Genomic DNA, 22,786 nt, shown 5'->3' on the forward strand with positions numbered 1-22,786 from the left:
GTCTCCTGACAAATGAACCAGCCGGAAGACTAACAGCCACTCCCCCTCCCCGTCCTCACCCCCGCAGCTGACATTCAGTGGCGGGCCCGCTCACCTTGGCTGAGGCTGCACATGTCGGCCTGCAGCTCCCGCAGTCGCGGTTGCTGACGCTGCAAGACCGGTCGGACCTCCTGCGGCATGTGATCGAGCCCCGATTCGAACATATGTCGATAGCCGGCCTCGCTCTGGGCCAGCAGATCGATCCAGACATGATCGCCACCACCACGCCGGGCCAGCCATGCTCCCAGTTGTCGCTGGATCCAGCCCCGCAGCGTGCCGTGGCGGGCAGGGCGGGCACCGCTGGCCCGTACCAGGTTTTGCAGATCCGTGACGACCGCCGCCAGCGCCAGACAGTTTTCGTGCAGTACCTGACGCAGGCCAGGCTCACGGACCTTGTCGGCAGCCACGCCGTAAAGATCCCGATCATCAATGCCGTAACGAATCAGATCATTGATCAACTGATTGGGCGCGCGAGCCACGACCGATTCCTCCATCCATGGGGCGCAAGCATGGCGGGGGCTGGCTGAGTTCGCGTTAAACGTATCGCGTTCAGCCAGATCGGCAGTGGTCGTGCCGTTCATCTTGTGGCTCTGCGAGCGGCGGCATCAGCCGCGCGACTTGCGCCGACGATGAAAGAACGGTGCAACATCGGAACGGCCCAAACGCCAGCACAGCCACAGCCAGAACGCCATCAGCGCCAGTTTAAGGGCCATGTCCATGCCCAGCACCCAATGCAGCTGCTGCTGCATCGAGGCCTGCATCGCCAGCAAGGCACTGGGCTCACCTGCGACAGGCGGCCGCGCCATCTCCCGCCAGAGACTCAGCTCATGACGCGCCGAAAAGGGAATCCACAACACCGTCGCCGCGGCAGCCAGGCGCAAGGCCGGTCTGGCCCAATGAATGCGCAGCAGGGCGGCAAGGCAGATCACGATCAGGATGAAGTTCGCCACCGGAGCCAGCCAGCCAACCGTCCCCATCTGTCGCATCGCGCCCATATGCCGCAGAAACATGTTCTCGACATAGCACGACCACAGCAGGGCGACCCAGATCGCGATGCTCCACAACTGCAGCTTTGGTGCCTGCGGCGGTTTCGTCGAGCGGCTCATGCGCGCTTTCCCCGCGCCGCCAGACCAGAGGTCTCCGCGGCGGAAAGAGCCATCCCGGTGGCGCCGGCCATGCCGGTCGACGCCAGCATGACAACGCCCGGGGCCAAGGCAAAATACAGGGATTTACGGCGGATCATGAGGTGGAACTCGACAACGGACAGGACCGGCAGTGTACGCGCCGAAAGCGAAAGGGCGCCAGCGGCGCCCCTTCATCCAGCCCATCCCTGGCCGGTCGTTCAGCGGCGACTGATCGTGAACTTGCCGACAGAGACCCCGAGGTTGATGCCCTGACCGGTACCGGTCAAAGCCAGCGACGTGGTGCCCTTGGTCAGCACCTGTGCGCCGGCGCTCTTGACCACGCCGGCATCGGCGCCGGCCTGGGCATAACCACCGAAGACTTCCTTGATCGAGTGCACGTTGCTGATTTCACCTCGACCGTCATCGATATGATATTTGCCCGCCGCAAGCCCGCCGCCGACCACGCTGATCTTGACCTTGGCGTGCTGGCCATTGTCGCAGCTCACCGTACCGGCACCTGTTGCATGCTTGTAGATCGCGGCCCAGCCGGAAAGAGTGAACTTGAGATGGCATTTGACGTTGGCGTCGGCTGCATGGGCCGTCTGTGCCGGCACGTACATCGCGGTGCCGACGAGGGCCAGTCCCATGGCCGCCAAGATGGAATGACGCTTTGACATGATCCACTCCTTTCAATCATTAGCAGTGAAAACTACGACGATTCCGCTTCGGTGCGCTTGGCTCCAGCCATGGAGTCGTCACTGTTGCGGCGCATCCAGACCGGTCTTCCCGTCCGATGGCCCGCCCAGCCTAACCAAGCGTGATCAGGCTGACGAGCCGCAGCGCAGCATCACGAACTGTATGAAGGCCCCATCCTTTACCATCGGTTAACGTACAATGCACGGCAGCCGTCACGGCCATGCAGCGCCAGCCCCTCCGGCCTGCCTGGTCCGAGCCAGCCGTGTCGCCCCGGCTCCATGCGCCATGCCGGGCGACCTGCGGCCCGGGCCTGCGCCTCGCCCGGCTGTTGCGCGACGATCCGCCCTGGCGCGCCGGCAAGGCAGCCGGGACGAGGGCGATGGCACCGGACGGGATGGCTGATGACCGGCGGGCTCAATGGTGCGCGGCAACGCCGACCACCACCTTGAGCACGCTTCATCGTATCCTTGTCACATTCCAGTCACTTTTCACTCGAGACGATGCTAGGAACCCGTACGTGAGCTATGCAACAACGATGCCCTGGACGCTGGAATCGATCGATCTGAGCAAAATCGATGCGAGTCGCGTACGAGACAACGAAGATCTGTTCCTGCTGCTTTGCAGCTCATCGTTCGTCGAAAGCGGCTCCGATCTGTACACCCACAACCTGGTCGAGCACTTCGCGGAAGACGAGATCCTGCGAACCTGGCTGGCTGACCACTGGGAGCAGGAAGAGCTGCAGCACGGCCGTACCCTCGCGGCCTACGTGCGCCACGTCTGGCCGGAGTTCGACTGGGAGAAGGGGTTCAAGGCGTTCTGGAACGAGTACGGCGCGGTCTGCACCGCCGAGGAGCTGGAAACCAGCCGCGGCCTGGAACTGGCGGCTCGTTGCGTGGTGGAAACCGGCACGGCCAGCCTGTACCGCGCTCTGCATACCATGACCGACGAACCGGTGCTGAAGCAGATCACCAACAATCTGAAGACCGATGAAGTGCGGCACTACAAGCATTTCTATCAGGCTTTCCGGATCTATCGCGACCGCGAGAGACTCAGCCGCTTCCAGATCTTCAAGGCCTTGCTGAAGCGCGTTCGCGAGATCAAGAACGAGGACAGCGATATCGCTCTGCGCCACGTCTTCAATCTGCGCTACCCCGAACTCGCGAGCAGCGATGCCGAGTTCCGTCGCATCGCCGACCGGGCCGAGGGCCAGCTGCGCCGCAATCTGCCGGCCGAAATGACGGTCAAGATGCTGCTGAAGCCGCTGGACCTGCCGGCGCGCCTGCAGCGTCTGATCGAGGTTCCGCTCTCGGCCATCACCGAGAAGCTGTTCCTGCACTGAAGTCGACCTCGCGCCCCCGACTCAAGGGACGCGAGGCTGATCGCTTCCAGCCCCTGCTCGAGGTTTACGGGTTCTTCTTGGCCTTGGGCCTGGTCACCGGAACCCACTTGGCCGGATCGAAACCACCGACTTCGAACACCACTTCGCGCTTGCCGCGATCCTGGAAATCGACCTGCAGGTCGATCTTGCGGCTCTTCGCCAGCCGTTTCAGAAAACCGCGATCATCCTTGATAAACATCGCCGGTTCGCCGCTGGGCGGCAGAAAACCCTGCAGCTTGTAGGGATGACCGTCGAAGCTCGCGCTGATGGTGCAGACCTGCCGGCAGACGAAACCATGGCCTGAATCGAACAGAAAGACGCTCTGCCCCCAGTCGGTATGTCGTCGCAAAATCAGTCGCACCGTGCCCGGCGCCGAAGGCAGCAGGCTGTCCAGACTGGCGGTGGACTGGGTTCCTCCCTCCATCGGCCCTGTCTGGTACAGCCACAGGGCCTGCAACCGCCGCTGCTCGGCCGTGGCCTTGGCGCGCGCCTGCACGTCCTTCAAGGTCTGTCCGACCTCGGCGGCGGCCGGCGAAGTCGGAAAACGGGTGAGGATATCCTGGCCGATGGTGCTGGCCATCGCGTCGTTGTGGATCTTCAGCAACTCGCGATAGATCGCCAGCTGCTTGTCCGCCTCGGCCGGACTGGCTGCCGCGGCAGAAGACTTGCCGGCAGCGGCTTCATCTGCTCCGGACGCGCCCTGTGAGCAACCTGCAGCCATTACGCTCAGGCCCAGCAGCGAAGCCGCCAGCCCCCATCGCCCTGCCTTGTTCCACCTTGTCACTGTCACCGTCGATCCACCTTGAAGCCTTGCAAGAGGTCTCCATCATCGCGGCCGGTCGCGGCCAGATGCAAGCGGCCCTGGCTCAAGTCGCGCCGGCCGCTCGCCGCCTGCTCTCCCGCTCACCCGCATCGATAGCCGAAAGTCCGGTCCGGCGACGCAAGTCCTCCCGATAGCGTCGGCTGCAAGGCAGCGGCCGCTGTTGTGGCCTTCCCTGCCGCTGATCGCCTGTGGCTGTTGGCTGGAACCGCGATTCCCGGAGAACCATGGCCTGGTCGATGACTGGTACGCCCATGCGGTCTATCTGACCCTGTTTCTTTATGGCTATCTGCTGGGCCGCCCCGGCTCTGGTGCCTGGGCGGTACTGAGCACACGGCGCTGGCAGGCCTCCGCCCTGGCGCTGGGCTGCTTCATGCCCTGGCTGTTTCTGGACAAGTTCGCCGGCCATATTCATTGGCTTGGCGTATTGCCGTCGGTGCCATGGATTGCCTACTGGATCTGGCTGTGTCTGCATTACCTTTACACTTGGGCGGCGATCTGCGCTCTGCTGGGTTGGGCCGGCCACGCCCTGAACCGCCTCTTTCGCTGGCTGCCTTATGCCCGCGAGGCGGTCTATCCTTGGTATGTACTGCACCAGATCCTGCTGCTGTTGCTGGCGCACTGGCTGCTGCCACTGCGGCTGGGAAGCGTGCTGGAGCCGATCCTGATTCTAGGCGGCACCATCGCCGGCTGCACGCTGATCCACGAATACGGAATCCGTCGCTGGTCCATGATCCGGCCACTCTTCGGTCTGCCTGCACTGCGCCAGCACAGGCGCGATCCCGAGCCAGAACAGGCGTGAATCGTCAAACGATATCCATTGAAGCGGGCAGCGGGATGCGTCGATTTTACGCCGCGCGCCGATCGCCGCATAATTGGGCGAGCCCCACGGACTTCGCAATGCCTTCCCCGACCCCGGATACATCTTCTTCGCCGCTGTTCCGCCAGCCGGCCTTTGTCGCGTTCTGGTGCTGCAGGATCGCCTCCAGCTTTGCCTTCCAGATGCTGTCCGTGGCCGCCGGCTGGCAGATCTATGCCCTGACCCATCGTGCCGCCAGCCTGGGCCTGATCGGCCTGATCCAGTTTCTGCCCTCAGTGCTGCTGGCGCTGCCGGCCGGCCATTTCATCGACCAGTGGGATCGTCGCCGTGTCGTCATCGGTGCCATCGCCATCGAGGCAGTGGCGGTGATATGCATGGCGATCAGCAGCCATTTGGAGCACATCCACGAGACAGCGATTCTGCTGCTGATCTTCGTGGTCGGCATCGGCAAGTCCTTCGAGTTCCCGGCGATGCAGGCGCTGCTGCCTGATCTCGTGCCGGGCCCCATGCTGGCCCGTGCCATGGCTGCCAATGGTGCCGCCAGCCAGGCCGCCTCGATCGCGGGACCGGCACTGGGCGGTTTCCTGTATGTCGCCGGAGCCGACGTGGTCTATGCCCTGGACGCGGGCCTGTATCTGCTAGGTCTGCTGGCCCTGAGCTGCCTGCTGGCCGTCAAGGTCAACGCCCGTCCCCGCGAGCCGGCGAATCTGGACCGCCTGCTGGCCGGCATACGCTTTATCCGCGCCCGCCCTGATGTGCTTGGCGTCATCTCGCTGGATCTGTTCGCGGTGCTGCTGGGTGGTGCAACCGCATTGCTGCCGATCTTTGCCCAGGACATTCTTCATACCGGGCCTTGGGGCCTGGGGCTGCTGCGCGCCGCGCCGGCCGCGGGTGCTCTGCTGATGTCGCTGTGGCTGACCCGCTGGCATTTCCAGCGCCAGGTCGGCATCACCATGTTCGCAGCCGTAGCCGGTTTCGGTCTGGCCACCGTGGTCTTCGCCCTGTCCAGCTGGATCTGGCTGTCACTGGCAGCCCTGTTCGTCCTCGGCGCCTGCGACATGGTCAGCATGGTGATCCGCGGCTCGATGGTGCAGCTCGATACCCCGGATGATTTGCGTGGCCGTGTCAGCGCGGTCAACTCGATCTTCGTCAATACCTCCAACCAGCTGGGCGAATTCGAATCGGGCATGCTGGCCGCCTGGCTGGGCGCCGTGCCTGCAGCCTTGCTGGGTGGCGTCGGCACCCTGCTGGTGGTGGCGATCTGGATGCGGTTGTTCCCCGGGCTGCGCCATCGTCAGCAATTGCATCACGCCGACTCCTGAGCCGGTGCTCCGAGACTTATAACCCGGCTTATGGCCAACGGCACTTGGCTCCGCAAGGCATAAATGCCTAATCTGGCGTGTTATCCCGTCTTGCGAGCGCCGAGTTGATGAAACGCATGCTTTCCCCCGTTCTGGCCCTTGGGGCCGCCCTGCTGCTGGCCCCCATGGCGCAGGCCGCCACGCCCGACAAGGCCGATGCGGCCACCGTCGAGCAGGCCCTGCAGCTGGCGCAGCAGCAGCACAAGCCGGTGCTGATCGATTTCCACGCCACCTGGTGCTATTCCTGCTACTACATGGCCAGCCATGTGCTGACCGGCGCCGAATGGGCCGGGCTTCGCCGGAAAGTGGTCTTTGTCGATGCCGATGCCGACACGCCCAACGGCCATCAGTGGATGGACAAGCTGAAGATCAGCTTCCTGCCCAGCTATGTCGTGCTGAACGGCCAGGGCCAGGAGCTGGGCCGGATTCTGGCAGAACAGCCGCGCAATGCCTTCTATCCGAAGATAGCCGCCATCCTGCAACATGGCGATACTCTGGACGGATTGCGGCAGAAGGCTTCCGCCGGCTCGCTGGCTGCCGTTGCCGAGGTCCTGGAAACCTACCATGAACGCAACCAGGCGGAAGCCGGCTTGCAATGGCTGGCCAGCCTGCCGGCCACCGTACAGCATGTCGTGGACCAGGATGATCGTGCCGCCCTCGCCCATCGCCGACTGCAGCTGGACCAGGCTGTCGCCGATCATCGCGGTCCGGCGGTGATTGACATGGCCACCGCCCTGCTGGCCGGTGATGTCGGCTGCGACCGGCCCTATATCGTGGACAATCTGCTGACGGCGACTGAAGCCCTGCCGGCTGATCGCCGCAAGTCGCTGCTGCAGCCACAGCAGCAGACACTGGCCGACTACGTCCGTGAGCAGGCCCTGCCCCTGCCGCCGGTCTGCGCCGATCAGCGCAGCGCGGTGCTGGCGCTGGCCGATCTGGATGCCCAGCTGGGTGACGCTGCCGGCGAGCGGAAGATTCTGGATCAGGCCATAGACCTGAGCCGCCAGCGCATCGGCGGCCATCTGTCGGCTGACCGCAATCTGGCCGACAATCTGCGGGTCTATCTGGCCCGGGCCGGGCGCACTGACGAACTGGATGAACTGCAACGTCAATTGATCAGCGCCTATCCTGACGACTATGTCTATGCCTATCGTTATGGCCAGTCGCTGCTCAAGGCCGGCCAGCCGGCCAAGGCCCTGCCATGGCTGCAGCAGGCCGCAGGCAAGGCTTTCGGCATCAACCGGCTGGCGGTGGCCGCAGCCGAGGTGAAGGCGCTGCAGGCCTTGCACCGCAATGCCGAAGCGCGCAAGGTCGTCGACAAGGCCCTGGCTGCCAACGGCCCCTGGTTCCCGCAACAGGCGGCGGCCTTGAAAGCCAGCGTAAAAAGCTGATCGCGGCCCCTACGTCGCCAGGAGAGAAGCCCGTGCTCATCGTCCATCATCTGGAGAACTCCCGCTCCCAGCGGATCCTGTGGCTGCTGGAGGAGTTGGAGCTGGATTACGAGATCCGGCACTACTCGCGTGACCCGGTCAGCCTGCTGGCTCCTGAAGCACTGCGCAAGATCCATCCCCTGGGAAAATCCCCGCTGCTGGAAGACGATGGCCAGGTGCTGGCCGAGTCCGGGGCGATCATCGAGTATCTCGCTGATCGTTACGGACGCGGACGGCTCTGGCCGACGGAGGACGGGGCGCAGCGCCAGCAGGTCCGCTACTGGCTGCATTATGCAGAGGGGTCGCTGATGCCTCCGCTGCTGCTGCGACTGGTCTTTGACCAGGTCCGCAAGGCGCCGGCCCCCTGGCTGGTCAGACCGGTGATCCGGGGTGTCGATGCCAGGGTCAGCCAATCCTTCATCAGTCCGCAGCTGGCCTTGCATCTGGATTATCTGGAGTCGCACCTGGCCGGATCGGAGTGGTTTGCCGGTGGCAGCATGACTGCCGCCGACATCCAGATGAGTTTTCCGCTGGAGGCCGCGGCCGCGCGGGGCGCACTGGACGGCAAGCGACATCCCCGGCTGCAGACATTTCTGGAGCGCATTCACCAGCGCCCGGCCTGGCAGCGTGCCCTGCAGCGCGGTGGCGCCTATGCCTATGCCTGAGCGGGGACAGGGCTATGTTGACTGAATCGCGGTTGACCCGTGATTTCGCAAAATGCCCACAAATCCGCCCAGAGGTGGAAAATCAGGGTTCGGCAAAGAATCCAAGGGAGTCCCGCATGAGCAAGCAGCGCGAAATCGAACAGTCGGTCCAGGACATCAGCCAGAGCGTGGGTGACAAGGCCCGCCACTATGCCTCGGATGCTGTCGATGCGACCCACGAGCTGATCAAGCGTGGTCGTGACAAGACGCGCCAGCTACGCGATCGGCGTCATGACTACGCCACCCGTGCGGCGCATTATCTGGAAGACGCCGCCGACGAGGCGAACTACCAGTTCCGTCGCGCCAAGCGTCACGTGAAGCGTCATCCGGTCAGCACGGCGGCCATCGTCGCCGGCACCATCGGTGCCCTGCTCGCCCTGCGTCATCTGACCCGCAGTCGCGACGAGGAAGATTGAGTCACTGAGCTGCGGAACGGAAGCGGGCTGGCCGCGGCTTCTGTCCCGACGCCATGAAAAGGCCGGCATCGATGATGCCGGCCTTTTCATGTTCTGCCGATTCAGACCGACATCGGATTGGGCTTTTCGGGATCCAGCTGATATTCCTTGATCGCCCGCGTCACATCCTTGCCATGGACCTTGCCCTCGCGGACCAGGGCCGACAAGGCCGAGACCACGATCCAGTAGCGATCCACCTCGAAGAAACCGCGCAGATGGGCACGGGTATCGGAACGGCCATAACCATCGGTACCCAGCACCGTGTAACGCATGCCGTCAGGCATGAAGGCACGGATCTGGTCGGCATACTCACGAACATAGTCGGTGGCGGCAATCACCGGCCCCACCTGGGTCGAGAGTCGCTCTGTGACATAGGGAACCCGCGGCTCCGATTCCGGATGCAGACGATTCCAGCGCTCGGCATCGAAGCCGTCGCGACGCAGCTCGACAAAGCTGGGCACCGACCAGATATCGGCACTGACGCCGAAATCCTTCTCCAGCAGTTCGGCGGCGGCAATCACTTCGCGCAGGATGGTGCCGGCGCCCAGCAATTGCACCCGTGTCTCGTTCTTCTTCGGCTTGCCGGCATCCTTGAACAGATACATGCCCTTGATGATGTCCGACTCCACCCCGACCGGCAGATCCGGATGGGTGTAGTTCTCGTTCATCACCGTGAGGTAGTAGTAGACATCCTCCTGATCTTCCAGCATCCGCTTGATGCCGTCCTGCAGAATCACCGCCACCTCGTAGGAGAAGGTCGGATCATAGGCGCGCACGTTCGGAATCGTGCCGGCCAGCAGATGGGAATGACCGTCCTCATGCTGCAGGCCCTCGCCGTTCAAGGTGGTCCGCCCTGCCGTGCCACCGACCAGGAAACCGCGCGAACGCGAGTCGCCCGCCGCCCAGGCCAGATCACCGATGCGCTGGAAGCCGAACATCGAGTAGTAGATGAAGAACGGCAGCATCGGCTGGTCGCTGATCGAATAGCTGGTGGCTGCAGCCATCCAGGCGGCCATGCCGCCAGCCTCGGAAATCCCCTGCTGCAGCACCTGTCCCTTCTGGTCCTCGCGGTAATACAGCAACTGGTCGGCATCCTGCGGCCGGTACTTCTGGCCGAACGGAGCATAGATGCCGATCTGCCGGAACATGCCTTCCATCCCGAAGGTACGTGCTTCGTCGGCCACGATGGGCACGACGCGCTCGCCGATCTGCTTGTCACGCAACAGCAGATTCATGCCGCGGACCAGGGCCATGGTGGTGGAGATCTCGCGCTCGCCACTGCCCTTGGTGATCTGCTCGAAGGCCGACAGCGGCGGCGCCTTCAGCTGGATCGAACTGGTGCGGCGACGCTGCGGCAAGGATCCGCCCAGGGCGGCGCGCCGTTCCAGCATGTACTGCACTTCCGGCGAATCCTTGCCGGGATGGTAGTAAGGCACCTCGCCCAGCTTGTCGTCGCTGACCGGAATATTGAAGCGGTCACGGAAGTGACGAACCGCATCGGCATCCAGCTTCTTCTGCTGATGGGTCGGATTCTGCGACTCGCCGGCCGCTCCCATGCCGTAGCCCTTGACGGTCTTGGCCAGGATGACGGTCGGCATGCCCTTGGTATTGACGGCCGAATGATAGGCGGCATAGACCTTGTGCGGATCATGACCGCCACGGTTCAGACGCCATACGTCATCGTCCGACAGATTGGCGACCAGCTCGCGGGTCTGCGGATACTTGCCGAAGAAATGCTCGCGGGTATAAGCGCCGCCGAAGGCCTTGCAGGCCTGGTATTCGCCGTCGACGGTCTCCATCATCAGCTTGCGCAGCTGGCCGGAGGTGTCACGGGCCAGCAGCGGATCCCAGTAGCTGCCCCACAACACCTTGATGGCATTCCAGCCGGCACCGCGGAACACGCCTTCCAGTTCCTGCACGATCTTGCCGTTGCCACGCACCGGACCGTCCAGGCGCTGCAGATTGCAGTTGATCACGAACACCAGATTGTCCAGGCCCTCGCGTCCGGCCAGGGCGATGGCCCCCAGGGATTCGGGCTCGTCGGTCTCGCCGTCGCCCATGAAGCACCAGATCTTGCGATCGGTCTTGGGCATCAAGCCGCGATGTTCCAGATATTTCCAGAACTGGGCCTGGTAGATGGCCTGGATCGGTCCCAGCCCCATCGATACCGTCGGCACCTGCCAATAGTCAGGCATCAGCCAGGGATGGGGATAGGAGGACAGGGCGCCACGGCCGTGGCCAGCGACTTCCATCCGGAACAGATCCAGCTGCTCGGCACTGATCCGCCCTTCCAGAAAGGAGCGGGCATAAATGCCCGGGCTGGAATGGCCTTGATAGAAGATCAGATCGCCGGGATGCTCGGCACTCGGCGCTCGCCAGAAATGATTGAAGCCCACGTCGTACAAGGTGGCCGAAGACGCGAAGCTGGCGATATGCCCGCCCAACTCGCCGGGCTTGCGATTGGCGCGCACCACGGTCGCCATCGCGTTCCACCGGATCAGCGAGCGGATCCGCCATTCCATCGCCGGATCACCCGGGCACTTGGCTTCCTGGGCAGGAGCAATGGTATTGACGTATTCGGTGGTCGGATCAAACGGCAGATAGCCGCCGGCACGACGCGTGGATTCCACCATCCGCTCCAGCAGATAATGGGCCCGGTTGGTGCCGTCGTGAGTGATCACCGCATCAAGCGACTCCACCCACTCCCGGGTTTCAGTCGGATCGAGATCTTGATGCAAGATGTCGTCGAGTTGATCCATGAATATCTCCAGTCTGTGGCCGCCGGCCGGGACCGGGCAGGCCGTGATCTTTAGCAACAGGCGCCTCAGCCCTGAGGCTGGCGCCGGAGTGTAGCTGGCTGCCGGTCCGGCAGGTGGATGCGGCGGCAGGCCGTCGCATCCACTGCGCTCAGCTGGCCAGGCTGTCGCGAATCTGCGCCTCGACGCAGGCCACCGCCGTCATGTTGATGATACGGCGCACGGTCGACTGCGGCATCATCACATGGGCCGGCTTGGCGATCCCCATCAGGATCGGGCCGATCACCACGCCGTCGGACAGCACCCTGCTCAGGTTGAAGGCGATATTGGCCGCGTCCAGATTGGCGAACACGAACACGTTGGCCTTGCCTTCCAGCAAGGTATTGGGAAACAGCCGGCTGCGCAGCTCCGGATTCATCGCCACGTCGGCCTGCATCTCGCCCTCGATTTCCAGACGCGGCTTGGCCTTGCGGATCAGTTCCAGAGCTTTCTGCATCTTGCGGGCACTGGCCGTGTCGCGGCTGCCGAAGTTGCCGGCCGACAGCAGGGCCACCTTCGGCACGATGCCGAACAGCTTCAGCCGGCGGGTCGCCAGAATGGTGGCCTCCGCGATCTGCTCCGCGGTCGGCTCCTCCTGGACATGGGTATCAAGGAAAAAGAACGGACCGGACTCGGTCGCCAGCACCGTCATCGCATACGGCGAGCTGACCTGCGGATCCAGTCCCAGAATATCCCTGATGTTGTCCAGCTTGCTCTGGAACTGACCGACCATGCCGCTGATCAGGGCCCCGGCTTCGCCGCGAGCCACCATCAGCGAACCGATCACCGTCGGCCGCGAACGCACCACCGCCTTGGCCATCGACGGCGTCACCCCGCGCCGCTGCATGATCTGGTGGTAAAGCTGCCAGTAATCATCGAAGCGCGCATCGGAGTGGATATTGCACAGCTCGATGTCCTTCCCGATTTCAATACGCAGGCCGGTACGCTGGATCCTGCGTTCGATCACCTCGGGACGGCCGATGAGGATCGGTCTGGCCAGGCCCTCATCGACAATGGTCTGCACCGCCCTCAACACCACTTCTTCTTCGCCTTCGGCAAAGACCACCTTGCGGGGGTCGCTCTTGGCGCGATCAAAGATCGGCTTCATCAGCAGACCGGTGCGGTAGACGAAGCTGGTCAGGGTGTCCAGATAGGCCGGGAAGTTCTCGATCGGTCGGGTCGCCACCCCGGAATCCATCGCCGCACGGGCAATCGCCGGCGGCAACTGGATCAGCAGACGAGGATCGAAAGGCTGCGGAATCAGGTAATTGGGGCCGAAGCTGGGGGCCTTGCCGCCGTAGGCGCGGGCGCTGACGTCGGAAGACTCCCGCCTCGCCAGTTCCGCGATGGCCTTGACGCAGGCGATCTTCATTTCCTCGTTGATCACGGTGGCGCCGACATCCAGCGCGCCACGGAACAGATAGGGGAAACACAGCGCGTTGTTGACCTGGTTGGGATAGTCGGATCGGCCGGTGGCGATGATGCAGTCCGGCCGGACTTCCCTTGCATCTTCCGGCAGAATCTCGGGATTGGGGTTGGCCAGCGCGAAAATGATCGGCTGCCGCGCCATGGTGGCGACCATCTCCTTGGTCAGGATGCCCGCAGCGGACAGGCCCAGGAACACATCGGCACCGTCCACGATTTCAGCCAGGGTCCGCAGCGGCGTCTCGCGGGCGAAACGGGCCTTTTCCGGATCCAGATCGGTGCGGCCGGTATGGACCACGCCGTTGATGTCGTAGCCCAGAATGTTCTCGATCTTCACGCCCAGCGAGATCAGCATATTGAGGCAGGAGATGCCTGCCGCGCCCAGCCCGGTGGTGGCGACCTTGATGTTGCCTGCCTCTTTGCCGGTGACCTGCAAGGCATTCAGCAAGGCGGCCCCGACGATGATCGCGGTGCCGTGCTGGTCGTCGTGGAACACCGGAATTTTCATCCGTTCGCGCAGGGTACGCTCGACGACGAAGCACTCCGGCGCCTTGATGTCTTCCAGATTGATGCCGCCGAAGGTCGGCTCCAGGCTGGCAATGATGTCGATCAGCTTTTCGGGGTCGCGCTCGTCGATCTCGATGTCGAACACATCGATGCCGGCGAACTTCTGGAACAGCACGCCTTTGCCCTCCATCACCGGCTTGGAAGCCAGCGGCCCGATATTGCCCAGGCCCAGCACAGCCGTGCCGTTGGTGATCACCGCCACCAGATTGGCTCGTGCGGTCAGCTGCGCGGCCTGGCCGGGATCGTCCACGATCGCGTCGCAGGCCGCAGCCACGCCCGGCGAATAGGCCAGCGAGAGATCGCGTTGATTGAGCAGTGACGTCGTCGGCGTGACCTTGATCTTTCCGGGACGCGGCAGACGATGATATTCAAGAGCGGCTTGACGGAGTTCTTCGGGGAGTGCCATCGGACCATGCTGTCAGTGACGGAGGGGAAGATCGGCGCGGACGCCGTTCGCTGGCCCGATAGTAGCACTACATCCCGCCTGCGACAGGATGATGCACCGCAACAGGCAGCGGTCGGACGGCCATTCGCAACAACTCGCGACACCCTGCCCATACGCTGCTTGCGGCGCAAGCCATGCCGGCACGACCGATGGCCATGACGGATATCACCCCATGGGCGGCCCTCGGCCGGTCATAAACGCATATCGACCTTGCCTGCCACCGGCCGACCCGCCACAACATGCTGCCCGCCCTTCCGGGCATGCGATTCAAGGCTTGGATCGGTGACCTCAAAGTCTGGATCGATGGTCGCGTTCCGCCGCTGCCGTCAGATCCGGCCAGGTATCGTACAGCCCGTCCCCGCCGCCGGACGTGCTCAGTCCTCGTTCCGGCCGCGCGGCTTGTGGCGCGTCCGGGTCGTGCGATGGTCGCGCTGACGTTTCAGTCGCGCTTCCATCACCAAGGCCTGCTGCTCGCGCTCCTCGTTGAGCTTGAGATAATGCTGCCAGCGCTTGAGACCGAGCTCGCCGCTGGCCAGCGCCGTCTGGATCGCGCAGCCGGGCTCGTTCTGATGACCGCAGTCGGAGAACCGGCATTGGCTGGCCAGCACCTCGATATCGGCGAACAGTTCCAGGTTTTCTTCACCGGTCAGCTTCAGCTCGCGCATGCCCGGCGTGTCGATCAGGCAACCGCCGGTGGGCAGCTGCAGCAGTGCCCGCGACGTGGTGGTATGCCGGCCGCGACTGTCGTGCTGACGGACCGCTCCGGTAGCCAGGCGGGCATCGCCCAGCAGGGAATTGGTCAGGGTCGATTTGCCCGCCCCGGAGGAGCCGACCAGCACGGCACTGTCGCCTTCCTGCAGATAAGGCGTCAGTGCAGCCAGACTCTGGACATCCCGGCCGTTCACGGCATGGATAGGCGTGCCCTCGGGCAGGCGTTCGCGCAGCGTGCGCAGCCGCTCCTCGGGGTCCGGGCAGAGATCCAGCTTGCTCAGCAAGACCACCGAACAGGCCCCTGAGCCCTCGGTCAGTGAAAGATACCGCTCGATCCGGGCCGGATTGAAGTCACCGTCCAGGCCGGTCAGGATCAGCACGTAATCGATATTGGTGGCGATCACCTGCCGGTCATAGCGCTCACCGGCCGCCGCTCGAGACAGCACCGTGCGCCGAGGCAGGATCCGCACGATATGCGGCGGCCTGCCCGCCTCGATCTCGACGAAATCACCCACGGCCGGACGCTGGGCAGGGTCCAGCGTCCGTTTCAGGAAATGCCCGGCCGGCTGGGCCCCGAATACCGACTCGCCATCGTGCAATTCATAGCCTGCGCGGTGCTGGGCCACCACCCGCGCAAAGCGGCCGGGTGTCAGCGGCTCATCGCCGCGCCAGCCAATGCGCCGCATGCGGCCCAGAAATTGAAGGTCGATCATTGTGGATGCCGGAAAGATGAAGCCTGGTGCATGGAATGCCTCAGAGCCGCCCGCGCTTGTTCATGTTGCGGACAGCCCCATGCCTCGCCGCTGGGGAAGGGCACTGATAGCATACAGTACCGTCAAACCGGCAAAAGCCACTCCCCCTCTGCAAGGACGCTCGACCTTGGCCGCGATCACCCCCAGTCCTCACCTCAAGGACGTGCGCTACGATATTCGAGGCCATCTGGCCAGACGTGCCCGCGAACTGGAACAGGCCGGCACCGATATCCTGAAACTCAATATCGGCAATCCCGCCCACTACGGCTTCGCCACACCCGAGCCCCTGCGTCTGGCCGTGGCCGGCCATCTGCAGGACAGCGAGGGCTATGGCCATGAGCAGGGCATGACCGAAGCACGGGCGGCCATCGCCGAGGTGCACCGGGCGCGGGGCAGTCACGGCGTGGATGCCGAGCATGTGTTTATCGGCAATGGCGTCAGCGAGCTGATCGACATCAGTCTGCGGGCCCTGCTGCGGCCGGGTGACGAGGTGCTGCTGCCCAGCCCGGATTATCCCTTGTGGACCGCTTCGACCCATCTCAACGGCGGCAAGCCACGCTATTACAGCTGCCCGGCCGAGCGCGGCCATCTGCCTGATCCCGACGAAATCGAGGCCCTGATCGGTCCGGCCACCCGCGCCATCGTGCTGATCAACCCCAACAATCCCACCGGTGCCGTCTACCCGCGCGCCTTGCTGCAGCAGATCGTCGAGGTTGCCGCGCGCCATCGGCTGCTGCTGCTGAGCGATGAGATCTACGACGACATCCGCTTCGACGACACGCCGATGCAGCCGCTGGCCGAGCTGTGCGGCGAACTGCCCTGCATCAGCTTCGGCGGCTTGTCCAAGGTCCACCGGGCCTGCGGCTACCGGGTCGGCTGGATGGTGCTGTCCGGTGCCCATGCCCGCACGGCGGCCTATCGCGATGCCCTGCAGTTGCTGTCGGCGCTGCGGGTGTGTCCGAACATTCTGGCGCAATGGGCCATCATCCCGGCGCTGCAAGGCGCACCCACCATCCAGGCGCTGACCGGCCCCGGCGGGCGGCTGGAAGCCACCCGTCAGGCCATCATCGAGGAGGTCCGGCGCAGCGACTATCTGCAGATGGTCTCGCCGCTGGGCGCGCTGTATGCCTTCCCGTCGATCAGCAGCCAGCGTCTGCCCGGCTTCGACGACATGGCCTTTGCCGTGTCGCTGCTGGAGCACGAGCATGTCCTGCTGACCCCGGGCAGCAGTTTCAATCTGGCGGGCAGCCGGCATCTGCGGCTGACCTTGCTGCCGCCCGCCGGACTGGTGGCCACCGTGTTCGAGCGGATCGAGCGGGCGCTGCAGCGTTGCGAAGCCGAAGCCTCGCTCCGGCAGGCCGTCGCATGAGCTCCCGGCCACGTCGCTATCTGGCCCTGGGCGACTCCTATACCATCGGCGAAGGCGTGACCGAGGCCGAGCGCTGGCCGGCACGGCTCGCCGCGCAGTTGCAGGCGGCCGGTCTGGTGCTGGATCCGGTCCGTTATCTGGCGACCACAGGCTGGAGCAGCGATGAGCTGGCTCAGGCCATCAGCGCAACCGCGCTGCCCGGCCCCTGGGACCTGGTCAGTCTGCTGATCGGCGTCAACGACCAGTATCGCGGCCATCCTGCCGCCTCCCGGCGGTCACTGATCGCCGACCTGATCGAACGGTCCGTCATGCTGGCCGGTGACCGGACACGGGTGCTGGCAGTCTCGATTCCCGACTGGTCGGTCACGACCTTTGCCCGCGACAGCGGCCGTGACCTCGCCGCCATCGCCGGCCAGATCGATGCCTACAATGCCATGATCGCCGGCCTGTGCGCCTCGGCGGGCGTAGCCTGGATCGATGTCACCGCCTGTTCCCGCGCCCATCCCGACGAGCTGGCGGCCGACGGCCTGCACCCCGGCGCGGCGCAATACCTGCGCTGGGCCGAAAAGCTGCTGCCCGAAGCGCTGCAGGCACTGCAGCAGCCGTCCGGCTCCCGCTGAATCGCTGGCGCCGCAGGATTGCCACGCGACTGTCATCGCCTCGCGATCTGAACCGGCCAGTCTGCCCGCGAGTCAGGTCACGACAGGGGCTCCAGCATGGAAGATGTGCATCGCCGCACAGCCTTCCTGTCCGATGCCCACCTGGGCACGCCGGGCTGCCAGGCCGAACTGCGGCTGGACTTTCTCAGGCACCTGCATTGTCGCCAGCTGTATCTGGTCGGCGACATCATCGATCTCGGGGCCTTGCAGCGGCCCTCTGGCGGCAGGCCAGCCACAGCCATGCCGAACTGCAACGGCTGGCCCGGGCTTCAGCCGGACTGAGCGCTGCATCGGCTGATCGGCAGGCCAGCAGGCCCGATCCGTCACGGATTTCCTGCCCGCTCCCTTGAATCCCGCCGGGCCGGCCTGCATATCAGCCGGAACTGACCGCTCGATGCGGACTCCGGAACCGGCTGATCCGGTGGCGGCCACGGCTCGCCATCGGGTCAGCCGGCCTGCAGCCCGCGTTGTCCGACCTGCCCTGTTGTGGCCTAATTGGCCGCCTGTCCTCCCGCTGGAGCATCCCATGTCCCTCGCCACGCCGGTCCGCGACCGTATCGAAAGCCTGCTGAAGGAGCACCGCGTCGTGCTTTTCATGAAAGGCACCCGCCACGCCCCGCAGTGCGGTTTCTCCGCCGCGGTGGCGAATATCCTCAACGACATCCTGCCTGACTACCACACCGTCAATGTGCTGGAAGACCCGGAAATCCGTGAAGGGATCAAGGAATACGGCCAGTGGCCGACGATTCCCCAGCTGTATGTGGACGGTGACCTGCTGGGCGGCGCCGACATCGTCCGGCAGATGTTCACCAGCGGTGAGCTGTACACCCTGTTCGGCGTCGCACCGCCGGACCGTACCCCGCCCGAGATCACCATTACCGACAAGGCCGCCGAGGCGATCCGCCAGGGCACGGCCGATGCGTCCGGCCTGGCCCTGCATCTGGAAATCGGTCCGAACTACCAGGCCGGGTTCCAGCTGGCCCCGGCCGGTGCCACCGACATCGTCGCCGTGTCCAACGGCATCGAAGTGCATTTCGATCCCTCCAGCGCCACCCGCGCCAAAGGCATCGTGATCGACTGGGTCAGCACCGTGCAGGGCGAAGGCCTGAGCCTGAAGTTCCCCGGCGCGGTCGAGATCCATGCCCTGACCGTGCACCAGCTGAAGCAGCGTCTGGAAGCCGGTGACATCACCTTGATCGATGTCCGCCCGGCCGAGGGCCTGGCCGCCGCCGCGCCCCTGCCCCAGGCCCGCCTGCTGGACAAGGAAGGCTATGAAGCCTTGTCGGCCCTGCCCAAGGACACCGAGCTGGCCTTTATCTGCCACCACGGCATTTCCAGCCGCAACGTCGCCGAGCGCTTCGTAGCCCATGGTTTCACCAAGGTCTACAACGTGGAAGGCGGCATGGATGCCTGGGCCCAGTACATCGACAGCAGCGTGCCGCGCTACTGATCGATCCGTACCTGCCGTGCGGCACTGCCGGACGGACCCCGACAAGCCCGGGCCCTGCCCGGGCTTGTCGCATGCGGCGCGGGCAAAAGGCGACCGACTCCGACGGAGCCGGCCGCAGGCATGAACTCTAGAATCCCAGGCTCATGAAACCGCCGTCCACCGCCAGTACCTGGCCGGTGACGTAGCTGGAAGCCGGCAGGCACAGAAAGGCGATCGCGGTGGCGACCTCCTCGGGCTCGGCCACTCGTCCCAGGGGCGTGCGATCCACCACCTCCTGGTAATACTCCGGCTCATTCAAGGCCGCCTCGGAACGACGGGTGCGGATATACCAGGGTGCAACCGCATTGACGCGGATTCCGCTCTCCGCCCATTCCACCGCCAGATTGCGGGTCAGCTGATGCAGCGCCGCCTTGCTCATGCCATAGGCCGAGCCGGTGCGGACATGGCTCAGACCGGCGACGGAACCGACATTGACGATGGCGGCATCGTCCTGGGTCACCAGATATTCAAATGCCAGCCGGCTCATCTCGAAGGCCGAAAACAGATTCAGCTCGAAAATCGCCCGCACATCGTCGGTGGCGTAATCCAGGGTGGCCTGAGGCTGGTTGCCGCCGACATTGTTGACCAGCAGCGAAATCGGCGAACCCAGGTCGGCGATCCAGTCGAAGACCGCCAGCCGCTCATCCTGATCCGAGAGATCGGCACTGTAGACCACGACATCGAGATCCTCGAATTCAGCCTCCAGCTCCTGTTTCAAACGCTCCAGCGCCAGCGGATCACGTGCCACCAGCCGCAGATCGGCGCCCAGTCCGGCGAATTCACGGGCCGTGGCCAGACCGATGCCATGACTGGCCCCGGTGATAAGTGCGGTATGCCCCTGCAGGGTCCACGCGGAGGACTCCGCCATGCTCTGTGCCTCTTGACTGGAATAGACGGCGGCATGGTGCCACAAAGCGGGCGCCACGAGCAGCCGGCAGCCGGTCGGGGCTTGCATCACGATCCGGCCTGCGGCACTGTGGCGCGATGACTGATACCGGCACGGCGCCTCCTCTCCTGCTGCAATTGGCCCATGCCAGCGTGCAACGCGAGGGTCGTCCTATCCTGGACGATCTCAGCCTGCAGATCGCCCTGGGCGAGCACACCGCCATTCTGGGCGCCAATGGCAGCGGCAAGTCGACCCTGGTCAAGCTGATCACCCGCCAGATCTATCCGCTGGCCCGGCCTGAAGGCGAGCCGGTACTGCGGGTCCTTGGCCGCGAACGCTGGAGCGTCGTCGAGCTGCGTTCCCGGCTCGGTATCGTCTCGCCCGCCATGCAGACCGACTTTACCAGCGAGACCCCGCTGGAAGTCTATGATGCGGTGATTTCAGGCTTTTTCGCCGCCCGCGGACTGGGCCTGGACCACCAGGTCACGCAGGCCATGCATCAGGCCGCGCGCGAAGCCCTGGATCGGGCCGGTGCCAGCCATCTGGTCGGCCGGATGATGGCCGGGCTGTCGACCGGCGAAGCCCGCCGGGTGCTGATTGCCCGTGCGATGGTGCATCGTCCGCTGGCCCTGCTGCTGGACGAGCCCTGCGCCGGCCTGGATCTGGCCAGTCGCCGGGACTTTCTGGAAAGCCTGCGCCAGCTGGCGCGATCGGGGACCACCTTGCTGCTGGTCACCCACCATATCGAGGAAATCCTGCCGGAAATCGGACGGGTGGTGATGCTGCGTCAGGGCCGGCTGGTCGCCGACACCGACAAGGCGCAGGCCCTGACGTCCCGTCAGCTTGGCGAGCTGTTCGATACGCCGGTCACGGTGACGTCGCGAGGTGACTGGTTCTGGGCGGCACTGGACTGAAGCCCCGGTCCGGGATGCGCCATCCGGCGCATCCTTTGGTCATCAGTCCGGCTGGCACATGCACCAGGCATAGACGTTTGGACGCCCGGCTCTGGCCTGCTGCAGCAGGCCCAGTTCCGGCGCGGCATGGCTGAGCCGGCTCAGCTGCAGCAGCCAGCCCGGCAGCTGCCAGCCTGATCCCTGCAGCGACAGCACCATGGCATCGTCGCTGAGACTGCCGGCCAGCCGCTGCACCAGACCACCACGAGCCGCGATATAACGCAGCGGTGCCGTTGCCGGCAGATGGGCCTGCTGCCGCGCCCAGGCAATCGCCTGGGTCTGATCGCCCAAGGCATCCACCAGCCCGTGCTGCAAGGCTTCTCGGCCACTCCAGACCCGCCCTTGGGCGATCGCATCGATCTGCTGGTAGCTCTGGTGCCGGGCCTGTGCCACCCGGCTGACGAAGTCGAAATAGCCGCGATTGATGACGGACTGGACCATGTTGCCGACCCTGGGATCCAGCGGCCGGGTCACGTCGAAAGCCCCGGCCAGAGGACCGGTGCTGACCCCGTCACTGCGCAGACCCAGCTTGCCGATGGCCGTCGGCGCCGAATAGTACATGCCGAAAATGCCGATCGAGCCGGTGATGGTGGTCGGATCGGCAAAGATCCGCTGGGCATTCATCGAGATCCAGTAGCCGCCGCTGGCCGCCACATCGCCCATCGACACCGCCACCGGAATCCCGGCCTTGCGGGTCAGCGCGATTTCACGCCGGATCTGCTCGGCGGCAAACACCTCGCCACCGGGCGAGTTGACCCGCAGCACCAGAGCCTTGGTGGTTTTGGCTTCACGCGCGCGACGGATCAGCGCGGCCGTGGACTCGCCGCCGATCTTGCCGGCCGACTGTTCGCCGCCCACGATATCGCCTTCGGCGATGATGACCGCCACCCCGGGGCGCTGATCGGCGGGATTGACCGGCGTGCGGGTCAGGCTGGCATAACGCTCCAGCCGGATCTGGCGAAAGCCCTTGCCCTGCCGTCCCGCCGGCACACCCTGGACACGCAGCTGGTGGATCAGCTGATCTTCGGTGACCAGCTGATCCACCAGCCGGCTCTTGACCGCCAGCGTGGCGGTATCGCCACCCGCGGCACTGATCAGCTCGGGCGCCTGCTCGGTGCTCTTGCGCAGCTGATCGGGCGCGATCTTGCGCAGGCCGGCCACCTGGTCGAGATAGCTGTTCCACAGATCCCCCATCCAGTCGCTGTCGGCCGCCTTCGCCGCGTCGGAAGCATGATCGAGGACAAAAGGCTCGGCCGCGCTCTTGTACTGGCCGACCCGGAACAGATGGACATCGATGCCCAGCTTGTCCAGCAGGCCTTTGTAGAAGAGCCGGTAATTGGACAGGCCGGTCAGCATCACGCTGCCCTGCGGATCCAGCAGGATCCGGTCGGCATGCGCGGCCAGCAGATACTGCCGCTGGTCGTAACTGGCGGCCCAGGCCAGCACCGGCTTGCCATGCGCACGGAAACGATCCAGCGCGGCACCGACTTCCTGCAGATTGGCAAAACCCGCGGCACTGAGGTCATCCGGCAGCAGCAGCAGACGCGTGATCCGCGCATCGGTCGCGGCATGGTCGATGGCCGCGATCAGGTCGCGGACCTGGATCTGACCCGAGGGCTGGCCCTGCAGACCGCTGAAGGCCCGCTGCAGGGGATCCAGGCTGTATTGTTCGACCAGCTCGCCCTCGGGCTTGAGCACCAGCACCGTGCCCGACTGGATCACCCCCGCCTGGTGATGAGCCGCGACGCCGACCAGCAAGGCCAGCAACAGCACGGCCAGCAAGCCGAAGAACACCAGGTTGATGATGACCAGGCGCGTGGCATTCAGGCCACGCCCCAGCCAGCGGACAAACGGTACAAATCCACGCTCGCGCGGTTGCATCATGACGGGAAAATCCTTCAAACAGGC

The 22,786-nt window shown here is 64.7% G+C and carries 20 protein-coding genes; 11 read left to right on the plus strand and 9 right to left on the minus strand.

Going from position 1 to position 22,786, the window contains the following annotated elements:
- Nucleotides 1–74: 74 nt before the first annotated feature.
- The 3 genes from FRAAU_RS13300 to FRAAU_RS13310 form a co-directional block, all read right to left on the minus strand.
- Nucleotides 75–518: a PA2169 family four-helix-bundle protein gene (locus FRAAU_RS13300; RefSeq protein WP_041271159.1), complete on the minus strand. Its 444-nt coding sequence runs from the start codon at nucleotides 516–518 to the stop codon at nucleotides 75–77.
- A 126-nt stretch (nucleotides 519–644) separates the two neighbouring features.
- Nucleotides 645–1,145: a hypothetical protein gene (locus FRAAU_RS13305; RefSeq protein WP_014404034.1), complete on the minus strand. Its 501-nt coding sequence runs from the start codon at nucleotides 1,143–1,145 to the stop codon at nucleotides 645–647.
- A 236-nt stretch (nucleotides 1,146–1,381) separates the two neighbouring features.
- On the minus strand, nucleotides 1,382–1,840 hold the full coding sequence (locus FRAAU_RS13310; protein WP_014404036.1) for a hypothetical protein: 459 nt from the start codon (nucleotides 1,838–1,840) through the stop codon (nucleotides 1,382–1,384).
- Nucleotides 1,841–2,376: 536 nt separating this feature from the next.
- Between FRAAU_RS13310 and FRAAU_RS13315 the strand changes: the two genes are divergently transcribed.
- Nucleotides 2,377–3,198: a ferritin-like domain-containing protein gene (locus FRAAU_RS13315; RefSeq protein WP_014404037.1), complete on the plus strand. Its 822-nt coding sequence runs from the start codon at nucleotides 2,377–2,379 to the stop codon at nucleotides 3,196–3,198.
- Between the two features lie 64 nt (nucleotides 3,199–3,262).
- Here FRAAU_RS13315 and FRAAU_RS13320 read toward each other — a convergent pair whose 3' ends face one another.
- Nucleotides 3,263–4,027 (minus strand): hypothetical protein, encoded by a 765-nt coding sequence (locus tag FRAAU_RS13320; RefSeq protein ID WP_014404038.1) that lies wholly within the window; start codon nucleotides 4,025–4,027, stop codon nucleotides 3,263–3,265.
- A 193-nt stretch (nucleotides 4,028–4,220) separates the two neighbouring features.
- Between FRAAU_RS13320 and FRAAU_RS13325 the strand changes: the two genes are divergently transcribed.
- The 5 genes from FRAAU_RS13325 (at nucleotide 4,221) to FRAAU_RS13345 (ending at nucleotide 8,788) form a co-directional block, all read left to right on the plus strand.
- Nucleotides 4,221–4,859, plus strand: a complete 639-nt coding sequence (locus FRAAU_RS13325; protein WP_052317914.1) for a hypothetical protein — start codon at nucleotides 4,221–4,223, stop codon at nucleotides 4,857–4,859.
- Nucleotides 4,860–4,957: 98 nt separating this feature from the next.
- Complete coding sequence (locus FRAAU_RS13330) at nucleotides 4,958–6,199, plus strand: MFS transporter (RefSeq protein ID WP_014404039.1); 1,242 nt, start codon at nucleotides 4,958–4,960, stop codon at nucleotides 6,197–6,199.
- 116 nt (nucleotides 6,200–6,315) lie between these two features.
- Nucleotides 6,316–7,629, plus strand: a complete 1,314-nt coding sequence (locus FRAAU_RS13335; RefSeq protein ID WP_041270594.1) for a thioredoxin family protein — start codon at nucleotides 6,316–6,318, stop codon at nucleotides 7,627–7,629.
- Between the two features lie 32 nt (nucleotides 7,630–7,661).
- Entirely contained in the window at nucleotides 7,662–8,333 is a 672-nt protein-coding gene (locus tag FRAAU_RS13340; RefSeq protein WP_014404041.1) for a glutathione S-transferase, read from the plus strand.
- A 116-nt stretch (nucleotides 8,334–8,449) separates the two neighbouring features.
- Entirely contained in the window at nucleotides 8,450–8,788 is a 339-nt protein-coding gene (locus tag FRAAU_RS13345) for a hypothetical protein (RefSeq protein ID WP_014404042.1), read from the plus strand.
- Between the two features lie 101 nt (nucleotides 8,789–8,889).
- Here the strand turns inward: FRAAU_RS13345 and aceE are convergent, their stop codons facing one another.
- The 3 genes from aceE to rsgA all read right to left on the minus strand — a co-directional run bounded on the left by aceE (nucleotide 8,890) and on the right by rsgA (nucleotide 15,483).
- On the minus strand, nucleotides 8,890–11,586 hold the full coding sequence (aceE, locus tag FRAAU_RS13350) for a pyruvate dehydrogenase (acetyl-transferring), homodimeric type (RefSeq protein ID WP_014404043.1): 2,697 nt from the start codon (nucleotides 11,584–11,586) through the stop codon (nucleotides 8,890–8,892).
- Between the two features lie 148 nt (nucleotides 11,587–11,734).
- Complete coding sequence (locus FRAAU_RS13355; protein ID WP_014404044.1) at nucleotides 11,735–14,020, minus strand: NADP-dependent malic enzyme; 2,286 nt, start codon at nucleotides 14,018–14,020, stop codon at nucleotides 11,735–11,737.
- A gap of 413 nt (nucleotides 14,021–14,433) precedes the next feature.
- A complete protein-coding gene (gene rsgA, locus FRAAU_RS13360) occupies nucleotides 14,434–15,483 on the minus strand; it encodes a ribosome small subunit-dependent GTPase A (protein WP_014404045.1) in 1,050 nt (349 codons plus the stop codon).
- 166 nt (nucleotides 15,484–15,649) lie between these two features.
- On the opposite strand from rsgA, the gene FRAAU_RS13365 reads away from it, so the two are divergent.
- The 4 genes from FRAAU_RS13365 to grxD all read left to right on the plus strand — a co-directional run bounded on the left by FRAAU_RS13365 (nucleotide 15,650) and on the right by grxD (nucleotide 19,000).
- Nucleotides 15,650–16,891, plus strand: a complete 1,242-nt coding sequence (locus FRAAU_RS13365) for an aminotransferase class I/II-fold pyridoxal phosphate-dependent enzyme (RefSeq protein WP_041270595.1) — start codon at nucleotides 15,650–15,652, stop codon at nucleotides 16,889–16,891.
- Entirely contained in the window at nucleotides 16,888–17,511 is a 624-nt protein-coding gene (locus tag FRAAU_RS13370) for an SGNH/GDSL hydrolase family protein (protein WP_014404047.1), read from the plus strand. The genes FRAAU_RS13365 and FRAAU_RS13370 overlap by 4 nt, the downstream gene beginning before the upstream one ends.
- A gap of 96 nt (nucleotides 17,512–17,607) precedes the next feature.
- Nucleotides 17,608–17,832 carry a hypothetical protein gene (locus FRAAU_RS17605; protein WP_014404048.1) on the plus strand — a complete coding sequence of 75 codons (225 nt, stop codon included), beginning with the start codon at nucleotides 17,608–17,610 and terminating at the stop codon, nucleotides 17,830–17,832.
- Nucleotides 17,833–18,076: 244 nt separating this feature from the next.
- A complete protein-coding gene (grxD, locus tag FRAAU_RS13380) occupies nucleotides 18,077–19,000 on the plus strand; it encodes a Grx4 family monothiol glutaredoxin (RefSeq protein ID WP_014404049.1) in 924 nt (307 codons plus the stop codon).
- Nucleotides 19,001–19,127: 127 nt separating this feature from the next.
- On the opposite strand, the gene FRAAU_RS13385 is transcribed toward grxD, so the two are convergent.
- Nucleotides 19,128–19,907, minus strand: coding sequence for an SDR family oxidoreductase (locus FRAAU_RS13385; protein ID WP_041271161.1), 780 nt, complete (start codon nucleotides 19,905–19,907; stop codon nucleotides 19,128–19,130).
- A 116-nt stretch (nucleotides 19,908–20,023) separates the two neighbouring features.
- Between FRAAU_RS13385 and FRAAU_RS13390 the strand changes: the two genes are divergently transcribed.
- Nucleotides 20,024–20,839, plus strand: coding sequence for an ABC transporter ATP-binding protein (locus FRAAU_RS13390; protein ID WP_014404051.1), 816 nt, complete (start codon nucleotides 20,024–20,026; stop codon nucleotides 20,837–20,839).
- 42 nt (nucleotides 20,840–20,881) lie between these two features.
- On the opposite strand, the gene sppA is transcribed toward FRAAU_RS13390, so the two are convergent.
- Nucleotides 20,882–22,762, minus strand: coding sequence for a signal peptide peptidase SppA (sppA, locus tag FRAAU_RS13395; protein WP_014404052.1), 1,881 nt, complete (start codon nucleotides 22,760–22,762; stop codon nucleotides 20,882–20,884).
- Nucleotides 22,763–22,786: the final 24 nt, after the last annotated feature.

This window comes from Frateuria aurantia DSM 6220, from assembly GCF_000242255.2.
GTDB lineage: Bacteria > Pseudomonadota > Gammaproteobacteria > Xanthomonadales > Rhodanobacteraceae > Frateuria > Frateuria aurantia.

Bases quoted from the DNA above. Each gene is read 5' to 3' on its own strand.
- FRAAU_RS13305 (WP_014404034.1), bottom strand. From the start codon at position 1,145: ATGAGCCGCTCGACGAAACCGCCGCAGGCACCAAAGCTGCAGTTGTGG.
- FRAAU_RS13310 (WP_014404036.1), bottom strand. From the start codon at position 1,840: ATGTCAAAGCGTCATTCCATCTTGGCGGCCATGGGACTGGCCCTCGTC.
- FRAAU_RS13330 (WP_014404039.1), top strand. From the start codon at position 4,958: ATGCCTTCCCCGACCCCGGATACATCTTCTTCGCCGCTGTTCCGCCAG.
- FRAAU_RS13335 (WP_041270594.1), top strand. From the start codon at position 6,316: ATGCTTTCCCCCGTTCTGGCCCTTGGGGCCGCCCTGCTGCTGGCCCCC.
- FRAAU_RS13345 (WP_014404042.1), top strand. From the start codon at position 8,450: ATGAGCAAGCAGCGCGAAATCGAACAGTCGGTCCAGGACATCAGCCAG.
- aceE (WP_014404043.1), bottom strand. From the start codon at position 11,586: ATGGATCAACTCGACGACATCTTGCATCAAGATCTCGATCCGACTGAA.
- FRAAU_RS13355 (WP_014404044.1), bottom strand. From the start codon at position 14,020: ATGGCACTCCCCGAAGAACTCCGTCAAGCCGCTCTTGAATATCATCGT.
- rsgA (WP_014404045.1), bottom strand. From the start codon at position 15,483: ATGATCGACCTTCAATTTCTGGGCCGCATGCGGCGCATTGGCTGGCGC.
- FRAAU_RS13370 (WP_014404047.1), top strand. From the start codon at position 16,888: ATGAGCTCCCGGCCACGTCGCTATCTGGCCCTGGGCGACTCCTATACC.
- FRAAU_RS17605 (WP_014404048.1), top strand. From the start codon at position 17,608: ATGGAAGATGTGCATCGCCGCACAGCCTTCCTGTCCGATGCCCACCTG.
- grxD (WP_014404049.1), top strand. From the start codon at position 18,077: ATGTCCCTCGCCACGCCGGTCCGCGACCGTATCGAAAGCCTGCTGAAG.
- FRAAU_RS13385 (WP_041271161.1), bottom strand. From the start codon at position 19,907: ATGGCGGAGTCCTCCGCGTGGACCCTGCAGGGGCATACCGCACTTATC.
- FRAAU_RS13390 (WP_014404051.1), top strand. From the start codon at position 20,024: ATGACTGATACCGGCACGGCGCCTCCTCTCCTGCTGCAATTGGCCCAT.
- sppA (WP_014404052.1), bottom strand. From the start codon at position 22,762: ATGATGCAACCGCGCGAGCGTGGATTTGTACCGTTTGTCCGCTGGCTG.